An 11,782-nucleotide genomic window follows, 5' to 3' on the forward strand; every position below is an offset into this window, starting at 1 on the left:
TCCCCAAAAGTCGCGCATTCCCTGAAAGCAGGACATGATGAATCAAAGACCGTCGATCGCCTTCGCCAAATTTTCCGGGTCCCAGAGCGCGGTAAACAAGAAGGGCACTGTCTTCGTGTTCGCGGCGGATGAGGGCGGCCTGAGCGACGTCGCCAAGGCCGGCGATCCCGGCAAGACATTGGAGCGCGCCTTTCCCGTGGCTGAGTTCATGGGCAAGTTCGCCAGCACGGTGGAAGTTCTGGCGCCGCAGGGAGCGTCGCTCGACAGACTCGTGGCGATAGGCACCGGCAAGGTGTCGGGACTGGACGAATATGCGTGGCTGAAGCTTGGCGGCACCGTTGCCGCGTCGCTGCGCAAGGCGACCGAAGTGGCGGTGGTCCTCGATGTGGCCGGCGCCTCGCCGAGTGCGAAGGATGCGGCAAACCTTGCCGCGGGCATTCTCCTGCGCAGCTATTCCTTCGATAAGTACAAGACCAGGAAGGACAAGGACGACAGCAAGGCAGAGCCGAAGAAGCCGGTCAAGGTGACCATCCACACCGCCGATCCGGCCGCTGCGAAGAAGGCCTTCGCCGATGCCGAGGCGGTGATAGACGGCGTCCTGCTGGCGCGCGACCTCGTCAACGAACCGGCAAACGTGCTTGGGCCGGTCGAGTTCGCTGCCCGCGCCAAGGAACTCGAGGCGCTAGGCGTCAAGGTCGAGATATTGGCTGAGAAGGAAATGAAGAAGCTCGGCATGGGTTCGCTGCTCGGTGTCGCGCAAGGCTCGCCGCGCGGCGCCCGCATGGCGATCATGCAGTGGAACGGCGGCAAGCCGAAGGACAGCCCGATCGCCTTCGTCGGCAAGGGCGTCACTTTCGACACCGGCGGCAATTCCATAAAGCCGGCCTCGGGCATGGAGGATATGAAGGGCGACATGGGCGGTGCCGCCGCCGTCACCGGCCTGATGCATGCGCTGGCGGCCCGCAAGGCGAAAGCCAATGTCGTCGGTATCATCGGACTGGTCGAAAATGCCGTCGACGGTCATGCCCAGCGTCCCGGTGATATCGTCACTTCGATGTCGGGCCAGACCATCGAGGTGCTCAATACCGATGCCGAGGGCCGCCTCGTGCTGGCCGATGCGTTGTGGTACTGCAACGACCGCTTCCAGCCGAAATTCATGGTCAATCTGGCGACGCTGACCGGCGCCATCATGGTGGCGCTCGGCCAACATTATGCCGGCCTGTTTTCCAACAATGACGAGCTGGCCGAAAAGTTGTCGGCGGCGGGGCAGGCGACGCAGGAACGGCTGTGGCGCATGCCGCTCGGTGCCGAATACGACAAGCTCATCGATTCCAAGAACGCCGACATGAAGAACATCGGCGGCCGTTTTGGCGGCGCCACCATTGCGGCGCAGTTTCTGCAGCGCTTCGTCAAGGATACGCCATGGGCTCATCTCGACATTGCCGGCACGGCGATGGGGGCGCCGTCGAACGAGATCAACCAGTCCTGGGGTTCCGGTTTCGGCGTCAGGCTGCTCGACCGGCTGGTGCGCGATAATTATGAGCAGTGAACGGGTTCAATCACTATAGGCTGAAGCGATGGCCGACGTCCTGTTCTACCACCTGACCGAATCGACGCTGGAGGATGCGCTGCCAGGCCTCCTGGAGCGCAGCGTCGACCGTGGCTGGCGCGCCGTGGTGCAGACAGGCACCGAGGAACGCCGCGATGCGCTCGACCAGCATCTGTGGACCTTCCGCGACGATTCGTTCCTGGCGCACGCAACCGATCGTGAGGCTCATCCCGGTGAACAGCCGATTCTGTTGACCACCGGCGACGGCAATCCCAACGACGCCAAGATTAGGTTCCTGGTCGACGGTGCGGTGCCGCCTGACCTTGGTGGCTACGAGCGCGCGGTGTTCCTGTTCGATGGCCACGATGCCGCCCAGCTCGAGGCGGCGCGAGGGCACTGGAAGGTGATGAAGAGCGCTGGCCACGCCGTCACCTACTGGCAACAGACGCCAGATCGCCGCTGGGAGCGCAAGGCTTAAGGCAGGTCGCCTGAACGTTCAGGCGACATGCTTGACCAGTGGCGTGTCACGACAATATCTACTGCTTTGCCTCGATCCGGTTATCTACTGCTTTGCCTTGATCCGGTTCATTTTCGTTGTGACGTAGTCGCCGTATTTCAATTTCATTGACTCGTCCGACCGGTTTCGATGCGGGCTCTTGAAAACGTACCATTCGCCATCAGGCGATTTACGCTTGTAGATAACCTTGCCCACTTGGCGATGCTCGAAGCAGGTCATCGAGCCCTTCACACCCCAGGAGCCATGCCATTGCGCGCGGTAGCAGAGCTTGCCGCCGCCGGGAATGAACCACATGCCGTCGCCATAGCCCGACTTGCCCTTGTCGTGAGTCCAGGCATCGAACTGCCTCTGCTTGACGGCAAAGAACCCGGCGCCCTTCTTGCCCCACAGCCACGAATGGTTCTGATAAATCTGGTAGACGCCTTCGTCAGGAACGACCGTGGCTTTTTGCGCCTGCTCGGCGATCCTTGTCGCCGTCTTGGCCGTCGCAGGAACCTGAAAGGCAAGAACAAGAACGGAGCAGGCGAATGCCGCTCCGAGATAATTTCCCACTACCCGTTTCACGAAACTTCTCCACAGATTGATTTACGCCACGCCTCAACCCTCATCCCGAACCGCTGGTTCGAGATGGATCATCATCAAACAAGGAGATTGGAAATCGATCCCGATCGCGTCGGGATCGATCAGCACGATGCGTCTACGGCAGGACGTGCTGGGTCACCCTCCAGTCGGGCAGACCATAGCCACCCAGCCACGGCCACACTTCCTTCTGGTTGAAGTAGACGACCGAAGTCAGCGCCGGGAACTCCGCGTAGGATTTGCGGGAATCTTCCTGCCATTTCGAGACATAGTCCTGCTGTCCGACATAGCCGAGTTCCGCAACGACGATCGGCTTGTTGAACACTGCAACGCGGTCATAGCCGGGCTTCAGCAGCTCAGCGAAGGTACGGTCATGACCGGCCTCGTCATTGTCCTTTTTCTGCAGACCGAACACCGACAGGCCGATGACGTCGACATAGTCGTCGCCGGGGTAGTATTTTTCCAGACCCTCTTCGCCCTTGGGCGACCACATATACTTGGCGGCGGGGGCAGCCTTGCGGCAGATATCGACCTCGCGCTTGTAAGCGGAGATCCAGTCCTTGGGAGCCCAGTTGGCCCAGGTGAAGCGGCCGTTCTTGTCTTCCATTTCCTGAGCCCAGCGAATGGTCACCGGGCTCTTCATCTGTCCCACCAGGCCGCAGATTGCCTGCATGTTGGCGTCATATTTGCCGCTCAAAATGCCGTCGCGCAATTCGGGCGGGGTGATGCGCCAGTCCTTCGACCAGGTCCACGGCTCAACCGTAATCAGCAGCGAACGTCCGCGTTGCAGCGCATAGGCGTCGGCAAGCGGCAGCGTCGACAGGTCGACGTCTTCCCAAGGCAGGAACAGCTCTTCGATGCTGGCACTCTTGTCGGCGCTGAAGTCGCCGTAGGGATCATAGGATCCGAACGCCGAGGCGGCGCTGCTCGTTTGGACGGGGTCCGTCGCGGCTACCGAGCCAGCGCCTCCTGCCGTGGGGAACGCGGCGCTTCCGCCCAATGCCAGCGCGATTGCGAGTGCTTTTACTGTGGAGTGTTTCATGTCGATCTCCCATGGCCCCAACCTCTTTCGGAAGTTAAGGCTTGCCCGTGCGCATCGATGCCTGATCGACACGACTACCCAAAAACCGATCGGCTCTATTTGGCAGAATCTGCGGGATTTCGGAGCGACCCCATTGGCGGATGTGCGAACCTGGCACAGAGCCACCCAAAATTACCTCTCAAGCCCCTATACAGGGGGCGTTCGAGAGAAAGTTCGCCGCGATACTCACAAATTCGCGTCAAAATCCCGATATATCATCCCTGGCTAATTTAAGAGCCGGTCAGGGCCAAGAGTCAAGCACAATTAACGGTTGCTTAACCTTGACGACGGCAACATGGTTAACGGCTTTGGCCGGATCCCCTCCGACTGCCTCGACCCGTCGGTGAATTTCCAGCACCGAAGAGTTTACCGGCTCGCCGCCAGACTGACTGCTCGGTAGCGGCTATTCCTCCCCCGATACGCGTTAGGTTAACCAAATCTCAATAATCATGTTCAACAAACAATTAATTTAGTTGACGCTAAGAAAGCATTAGCTAATTCTAATCCTGGGATTTTGGGAGCTTCCAGCCACCTTGTCGGCGGAAGCCCAAAGTGGCGGGCGAGTAAGTGTATGAGTGCTTCCGTGCATGATGGCGTCGTCGGCCATAAGAGCAGACGGGCGCATCGATCTGAGGCGGCTCTGGCAGTCACTGCGCAGAAGGGACCCTTTCTGGTGCCCGTGCTGTCGGCCATTCAGCAATGGATCCTGAGACTGGCGCTGGCTTTCTGGTTCTGCACACTCGGGTTTTTCTGGATCTGGTGGCTGAAGCCGGAGCATGTCGAACATCTCGGGCCATACACGTTCGCAACACTCATCCTGGTATGGCTCACGCTCATGCCGTTGTACTTTCTCTTGAACGTGCATGCGTCGAAAAAACCGTCCAAGCTTCACACGATCCCGAAGCGTTCGCGGGTCGCGATGGTGGTCACCAAGGCCCCCTCCGAACCGTTTGCCGTCGTTGCGCGCACGCTCGAAGCGATGCTGGCACAGGATTACCCGCACGATACCTGGCTGGCCGACGAGGATCCCTCCGAAGAGACAGTTCGCTGGTGCGACGCTCACGGCGTGATGATTTCGACGCGGCGCGGCAGGCAAGACTATCACCGCACGACATGGCCACGCCGGACGCGCTGCAAGGAAGGCAATTTGGCGTTCTTCTACGACCACTATGGCTACGAGCGTTACGATTTCGTCGCCCAGATGGATGCGGACCATGTACCGACGCCAACCTATCTGAGGGAGATCCTGTTTCCCTTCGCCGATCCCTCGGTTGGCTATGTCTCGGCGCCGAGCATCTGCGACAACAACGCCGCCGAGAGTTGGGCGGCGCGCGGCAGGCTGTTTCCGGAAGGGATGTTTCACGGACCGCTGCAGTCCGGCCATACGGGCGGTGGAGCTCCGCTCTGCATCGGCTCGCATTATGCCGTGCGGACCAAGGCGCTGAAGCAGGCGGGCGGTCTCGGTCCTGAACTGGCGGAAGATCACTCCACCTCCATGTTGATCAACGCGGCCGGATGGCACGGCGTGCATGCGCTCGACGCCATCGCCCATGGCGATGGCCCGCAGACCTTCGCCGACCTCATCACCCAGGAATTCCAGTGGTCGCGCAGTCTGATGACGATCCTGCTCGAATATTCGCCGAGCTATCTCCCAAAGCTGTCGCCGCGGCTGAGATTCCAATTCCTCTTTTGCCAGCTCTGGTATCCGCTGTTCGCCGTCTTTGCGTTGCTGATGTACGTCATGCCGGTCTATGCGCTGTCTACCGGGCGCAACTTCGCCAATGTCATGTATCTCGACTTTTTGTTCTACTATCTGCCGAACGCGGTCGCGCTGGTTGGCCTGGTGATGCTGCTGAAGGCGTTCGGCCTCTCGCGCCCGATGACGGCCAAGACGATCAGCTGGGAAGGCACGCTGTTCCTCTTCTTCGCGCGTTGGCCTTGGGTGCTGGCCGGCACGCTGTCGTCGATCCGCGACTATCTGACCAAATCATTCGTCGATTTCCGCGTCACGCCCAAGGGCAGCGGCCCCAAGCACCTTCTGCCGGCTCGCGCCCTCACTCCCTATGTGGCGCTGGCCATCGGCGCGGCACTGCCTGTCCTGCTCGTTGAGCACCCCTTCGATGCCACCGGCTTCTACTGGTTCGCCGCCTTCAACGCCTTCCTCTACGGGCTGCTGGTTGTTGTGATTGTCGTAAGGCACGTCATCGAAAACAGGATTCCGTTGCGCGCCAATGCGGCGAAAGTCGCCTTTCAGGGGTCGCTTGCCGTGCTGGCGCTGATCGTGCCCGCCGCGGGCTTCTACGATCGCGGCATGGAAGGCGTCTACGGACTGCAGCAGGGCGCCGGTGGCCTGCGCATCGTGCGCATCGCCTATGTGGTTTCCGGCGCCGGCCAGGGCAACATCGGTGGCCGCAATTTCTACTTCGATCCAGGTTGGGAAACGCGGCGCTGAATGCTGGAGGCGTCCGCGTAGCGGGCCGGCACTCTGGACGGCTGCAGGCGCGAGCCCAAAAGATCAAACTTTAATTATATCCGATCGATTGCCGAAAGGCCGCGTTCATCGTGTCGTTTGCATGATCTTTAATAAGTTTCCCCTAATATACAATCCATGATGTGAGTGGCGATAGGCTGCTCGCGTGGCGCGGAAGCCAATAAAGCAAATAGATCTCCGCGCTGCAACGAATTATATTCGTGGTAGGGGACAATGATGAACAAAGTTAGGGAAAGAAGGGCAAGGATCGGCGCGAAATATGCTTGTGCATTTGCCGCCGTTGCATTGATCTCGATACTCTCAGGTTGCCAGAGCAAGGACGCGACCAAGACCAGCTCGATCGGCACAAAGTCCGTGGTGCATACGCTCGGCAAGAAGGTGCACGACGTCAAGAAGAAGCGGCTGCATCTGTTCAACCGCAAGCCGCTCACACAGACGACCATGGTGACGCGTACGAGGGAGGAGGCCTACGCGGCCTTCGTGCGGCCGCAGCGTGTCGGCAGGCCGGCGCCGGTGAAGGTCTCCTATCGTCTGGGCAATGGCGGCCCGTTCCTGGGCCGTTCGCCTTGGATTTGTGGCCCGAGCGGTTTCGGCCAGCGCGCCAGCTGCCGTTCGCGCTACTAGACCATCAGACCTAAAAGTGGCGGCGCGATTTGAATGAAGGATCCGCCGCTCTTGTCTTCGCCAGGGGGCGCGAGTCGAGGGCGAGAGGTTGGCGCAGACGTTGCGCCTTGCCTCTTGCCCTCAGGCCGCCATTCCTGGGATCAATGAACCCTGCCAGTCCGCCGTCGGCCTGAAACCAAAATCCCTCCCAGCAAGCTATCGATGAAGCCACTGCCCCGGTCAACGCTGGGGACGGAGAGCCTCGATGGCGTCCCGATCATGATGGCCGGCTCGGGCGGAGCCAGCCGTCATTGTCACTGGGCGCCGGCTGCGGCCGCGCGACATAGGCCGATGCTCCATTCGCTTCGTGATAGACCCGTGCCAGCATTTCAGCCAGCACGCCCGACGTCACCATCTGCACCCCGGCGATGAGCAGGAAGAAGCCGGTGAACAGCATCGGTCGCGTTCCAATGTCTTCGGCAAAAAGCAGCTTCAGGCAAAGCAGGTAGGCAAGGATCAGCGAACCCAGCGCGCCAAGCACGATGCCGATGCCGCCGAAGAAGTGCCCAGGCCGTGTGCGATAGCGCATGAAGAAGTACATGAACACCAGATCGAGCACGACCCTGAAGGTGCGCGAAATGCCATACTTGGATTGGCCATGGATGCGGGCGTGATGCGTCACCACTTCCTGCGCGATGCGTCTGGGGGTCGTCACCGTGGCCAGCCATGCAGGGATGAAGCGGTGCATCTCGCCATAGAGCTTGACGCTGCGGATGACGTTGCCGCGATAGACCTTGAGGCTGCAGCCATAGTCCTTAAGGCGCACCCCGGTGACGCGCGCGATCAGGGCGTTGGCGATGCGCGAGGGCAGCCTGCGCATGAAAAACCCTTCCTGGCGATCCTTGCGCCAGCCCACCACCAGGTCGAGATCCTCGCTCAACAGGCGGTAGACCATACGCGGAATGTCGTAGGGATCATTTTGCAGGTCGCCGTCGATCGTGGCGATGACGTCGCCGCGCGCTGCGTCGATACCGGCCTGCATCGCGGCGGTTTGCTTGTAGTTGCGCACCAGCTCGACCGCATGCACATGCGGGCCGTAATGCGCCGCCAGGCGCCTGATCTCGCTCACCGTCGCGTCGGTGCTGCCGTCATCGACCAGCACGACCTCCCACGGCTGGCCGTAGCGTTCCATCGCCTGGTGAATCCGCACCAGGAGCGGTTCGACGTTTTCGGCCTCGTTGTACATGGGCACGACGATGGACAGTGTATGGTCCGGCATCACCGCGCCGTCAGGCAGTCCCGAAGCAGGGATGGGCAATACGCTCATAGGGATGGCTTCCTTGCAGGGCCGACGGCCGGGTTCCCCGGCAGCGTCGATTTCGAGGGAAACAGCCAGGCGATCGCACCCGTGGCGATTGCCGAGCAGAAGATGAACAGATGCAATGCCAGCGCTGCCTGAAGGCCGCTCTTCATGGCAATGCCGGAGGTGAGCAGCGCCGCCGCTGCACCCGCTTCGTAGGTGCCGAAGCCGGCGACGCCTTGCACCGGTAGTATGGCGGCGCCTTCCGCCCCGACGACGCCTGGAAAGGCGGTCGAAAAGGATGTCCCGAGTAGCATTGCCAGCAACCATCCCTGTACGGTGAGCTTCAGCGACCAATTGGCGATCGTCCACCACCAGCCATAGCGCGATCGGCCGGTCGCCTCGGTGAAGACATCGCGCAGCCTGCCGAGTTTCGCCACGATCTTGCCGCGGCCTGCCCAGTCATGCGGCGCACGCGCCCAGCGCGGCAGACACCAGGCGGCAGCGATTACCGCGGCCACGCCCGCGATTCTTATCGCCGGATGCAGGCCCGGCCACACAGCCAGGGCCAGCACGCCGACGACGAAGGCGTCCTGCAGCCTGAACCACAGCAGCGAGGCGCTGGCACGCATGATCGGTATGCCGAAGACCTGGCGCAGGAGCAGGGGAAATGCCGTCTCGCCGCCGCGGAAGGGCACGACGTTGATCATCGCATTGTGGATCAGAATGACGCGCAGGCAGGCGCCGAAACGGCCATGCACCTCCTCGCGGAACTCGTCGCAGACGCGCAGCGCGCGCAGCACGTAGGTGACGAACAGCGCAAGCGCCACGGCCGCGAAAGCGCCGGGCGTGATGCTCGCGAAAGCATCGCCCACCATCTTCCAGCGCGAGTCGCTGGCGACCCACGCTAGTAGGGCCAGGGTCACGATTATTGAGATTGCTCTTTTCAACCAATTCTCCGCCGGTTTCCACCGCCGAGTTCAAATGGCAGCACCGCGTGGCGCCCGAGTATCCCTACCGCCATCCGGGATCGGTTCGCCTGGCCCACCGGCTTGCCGAGTTTCGGCAGGAGAACGCGGCCGCCGAACCGTCGGGACAATATCCTGTCCAAGGCCCACAGCCCCAGACTGTCGCGGTTCTATGGACGGCTGATCCTATAGACCAGCAAATCGTCCGAATCCACAAGCTTGGTTGCGGTCTTGTCGAGATAGTCGATGACCCCGTCATGATGCTCGAGGAACAGCCGGTCCTGCTTGTCGGCGGCGTTCTTGGCCGTGCCGAACAGGTCCGCGCCTTGCGCGCGCAATTCCTCGAGCTGCGCGATCGCGGTGGCATCGTCCGCTACGAATTTCGACCATTCGACATCGCCGCCGCCAGGCGGGAACACCCAGCCACGCGCTCTGCTGTAGTAGACGGCGACGGGATCGCCGACCTCGGGCGCAATGGCGACGACGAGGTCGCCCGGCTGCGCTAACCGCGCCAGTTCGTCGCCAAGCAGCTTGCCATTCATGGCGATCGGCGTCTTCATTGTCCTGACAAGGGGAAAAGTCGACCAGACCAGCGTGACGGCCGCGATGCAGATCGCGCGCAGCACGACCGCCGGGGACAGAACGGGTCCCGATGCAAGCGTTGCCAGGAGAAACGCGCCGCGGCCGCAGAACATCGCGAATGGCACATGGAAGATGTGGTAGTTCCAGGGATTGCTGGTGATCTCGCGCGCTGCCGCCAGATAGACGACCATGGCCGCAGCCAGCCAAACATAAGGGATGGCCGAAAGAGTGGGTTGCTTGGGGTCTTCGACGGGTCTGGGCGGCAGCCAGAAACCGATCGCGATCAGCACCATGAACGGATAGCCATAGAACCACCAGACCGAGGTGTTCCATACGGATTTGAAGTAGAAGCTGTTCCTGAAGAATGTCCAGAAACCGGAATCCCAGATATAGCCGCTGCCCGCGACATGAAACGGCGGATAGCTGCGGCCGAGATAAATGGCCCAGCTGAAATAGGCGCCGATGATGGCCAAGCTCAAAAGCCCCAACAGGAAGACCTTGGCCGCCTGCTTTCGCTTCTTCTCAAGAACCCAGGAAACCATGAGGTAGAAGATGACGGCGCCGGCGGCGAGGCCCGGCGGCTTTGCCAGCACGCCGAGCGAGAAGCTCGCCGTGGCAAGCGGCAGGAGCCAGCCGCTGCCTCCGGCCCAGTATTTCGCGAACAGCCAGACGCCGAGCGTCACCAGGGCCAGCATCGCGGGATCGGGAAGAAACGAGCTGTCGATCATGATCGCCGCCGGCATCAGCGCGTAGGCAAGTGCCGCGGCGTGAGCGTGGGTCTCGTCCCAGCATATGGCCGTTAGCCTGTGCAGCGAAAACACCGTCACAAGACCGAAGAAGGCCGCTACCATGCGGCCGAACCAGTCGTGCCAGCCGAAGAGTTGATAGAGCAGGGCGGTCAGATAGCTGACGATCTGGAACTCGCGGCCCTGATAACTTGGCCCGGGCCCGGTCCAGCTGACCTCCGGAAAGAAGATGTTCCAGCTGCGCTGCTGGAAATTGTCGGCCATCATTGCCGTGCTTACCTCGCGCCAGCTGAAGGCATCGACGAGTGGCAAGGTGATGTTGTGGAACCTGAACACGACCGCAATGAACAGGATGCCCAGCAATATCGCCATGTTGGGGCTCAGGGTGCTGCGAGCAGCCATCTCCCGGTCGCTTGACTGCAGGTATTGCTGACCTTCGGCCTGATTCAACTCCGGGTCGTCCGTCATTTGAAACCGCGTCCTCCCTGACGTCTACGGATGTTGCTTTTGAGCGCGATTGTCGGAGGTAGAGGAATATACGACGCAATTCTTAATTTTGACGATTGCGGCTGCGTGTGTCTCGAATAGTTGTTGTTAATCCGCTTGGCGAAGGTTGACATCACCGTTCTCGCGACTGTTAACTAGTTTCCTAGGCTGTCAGAGCGCTGATAGTGCTACCTTGGGCCAAACAGGCATGCGCACGCCAATTGTACCGACAGCTCTGACCAGATTGCCGCCGCTTTGCGTCGACCGTCGGCAACACAGACCCCGTCGGTTCGCAAGTTGCACGCAGCTTATGTTTCTCCTGGCCCTCTGCGGCCAGACGGCGCTTTCGGGAACAGCGCATGCGGCTGCCGCCAAAGACAGCGGACCTGCGCAAGCGGTTGTCGCCACCGTTCCGACTGCCTACGAGATGTCGCTTCTTTACGCCGATCGCACATGGGTGTGGAAAGACGGAGCAGCCTATTTCGCACAGGGCAATCGACGCCTTGAGGCCTGGACGTCCGGGCCGGACACGGCATCTTTTGCGGCGGGCAGATGGCTGGTCACCAGCAACGGTAAGATGTGCATGGAACTCGCCTGGCGGTCGAAGGGCTACACCGGCAAGCAAAAACGCACCTGCTACAGCCACCGGATTCAGGGCGGGAACATCGAGAAACGCGAGGATCCGGATGGGGAATGGTACAGTTTCAAGCGATCTCCCGAGGATACTTCCGACGAATACCGGAAATTCGAAGTGGGCAACCCGAAGGGCGCGCAGTTCGAAGAGACCCGCAAGCTGGTCGATTCCAAAAATTAGGTACGCAGCCGACCCATCCTGACGAGTTGAACAAAATCATTCAATCCCGCTTTCGAGAGCGGACTG

General features: G+C 60.9%; 10 protein-coding genes. 5 read left to right on the plus strand and 5 right to left on the minus strand.

Annotated elements, in window-relative coordinates:
* Positions 1-37: 37 nt before the first annotated feature.
* On the plus strand, positions 38-1,549 hold the full coding sequence (locus AC0L24_RS03860) for a leucyl aminopeptidase (protein WP_127380810.1): 1,512 nt from the start codon (positions 38-40) through the stop codon (positions 1,547-1,549).
* Positions 1,550-1,577: 28 nt separating this feature from the next.
* Positions 1,578-2,027 carry a DNA polymerase III subunit chi gene (locus AC0L24_RS03865; protein WP_023813773.1) on the plus strand — a complete coding sequence of 150 codons (450 nt, stop codon included), beginning with the start codon at positions 1,578-1,580 and terminating at the stop codon, positions 2,025-2,027.
* Between the two features lie 84 nt (positions 2,028-2,111).
* On the opposite strand, the gene AC0L24_RS03870 is transcribed toward AC0L24_RS03865, so the two are convergent.
* Together AC0L24_RS03870 and AC0L24_RS03875 are read right to left on the minus strand one after the other, a co-directional pair.
* Entirely contained in the window at positions 2,112-2,630 is a 519-nt protein-coding gene (locus tag AC0L24_RS03870) for a DUF995 domain-containing protein (protein WP_127319803.1), read from the minus strand.
* Positions 2,631-2,763: 133 nt separating this feature from the next.
* Positions 2,764-3,687 (minus strand): glycoside hydrolase family 26 protein, encoded by a 924-nt coding sequence (locus AC0L24_RS03875; protein WP_127810849.1) that lies wholly within the window; start codon positions 3,685-3,687, stop codon positions 2,764-2,766.
* 610 nt (positions 3,688-4,297) lie between these two features.
* On the opposite strand from AC0L24_RS03875, the gene AC0L24_RS03880 reads away from it, so the two are divergent.
* Both AC0L24_RS03880 and AC0L24_RS03885 read left to right on the plus strand, forming a co-directional pair.
* Positions 4,298-6,178: a glycosyltransferase family 2 protein gene (locus tag AC0L24_RS03880; protein ID WP_127810848.1), complete on the plus strand. Its 1,881-nt coding sequence runs from the start codon at positions 4,298-4,300 to the stop codon at positions 6,176-6,178.
* A 255-nt stretch (positions 6,179-6,433) separates the two neighbouring features.
* A complete protein-coding gene (locus AC0L24_RS03885) occupies positions 6,434-6,841 on the plus strand; it encodes a hypothetical protein (RefSeq protein ID WP_127399002.1) in 408 nt (135 codons plus the stop codon).
* A gap of 256 nt (positions 6,842-7,097) precedes the next feature.
* On the opposite strand, the gene AC0L24_RS03890 is transcribed toward AC0L24_RS03885, so the two are convergent.
* From AC0L24_RS03890 to AC0L24_RS03900, 3 genes are all read right to left on the minus strand, one after another.
* The gene (locus tag AC0L24_RS03890) at positions 7,098-8,099 is read right to left on the minus strand and encodes a glycosyltransferase family 2 protein (RefSeq protein ID WP_245481908.1); all 1,002 of its coding nucleotides are present in this window, start codon (positions 8,097-8,099) and stop codon (positions 7,098-7,100) included.
* A 44-nt stretch (positions 8,100-8,143) separates the two neighbouring features.
* Positions 8,144-9,070: a lysylphosphatidylglycerol synthase domain-containing protein gene (locus AC0L24_RS03895; RefSeq protein WP_127810846.1), complete on the minus strand. Its 927-nt coding sequence runs from the start codon at positions 9,068-9,070 to the stop codon at positions 8,144-8,146.
* A gap of 188 nt (positions 9,071-9,258) precedes the next feature.
* Positions 9,259-10,884 (minus strand): ArnT family glycosyltransferase, encoded by a 1,626-nt coding sequence (locus AC0L24_RS03900; RefSeq protein WP_127810845.1) that lies wholly within the window; start codon positions 10,882-10,884, stop codon positions 9,259-9,261.
* A 328-nt stretch (positions 10,885-11,212) separates the two neighbouring features.
* Here AC0L24_RS03900 and AC0L24_RS03905 point away from each other — a divergent pair, with 328 nt between their 5' ends.
* The gene (locus AC0L24_RS03905) at positions 11,213-11,716 is read left to right on the plus strand and encodes a DUF995 domain-containing protein (protein ID WP_127397615.1); all 504 of its coding nucleotides are present in this window, start codon (positions 11,213-11,215) and stop codon (positions 11,714-11,716) included.
* The last annotated feature ends 66 nt before the right edge of the window (positions 11,717-11,782 follow it).

It is taken from the genome of Mesorhizobium sp. WSM4809, from assembly GCF_055811655.1.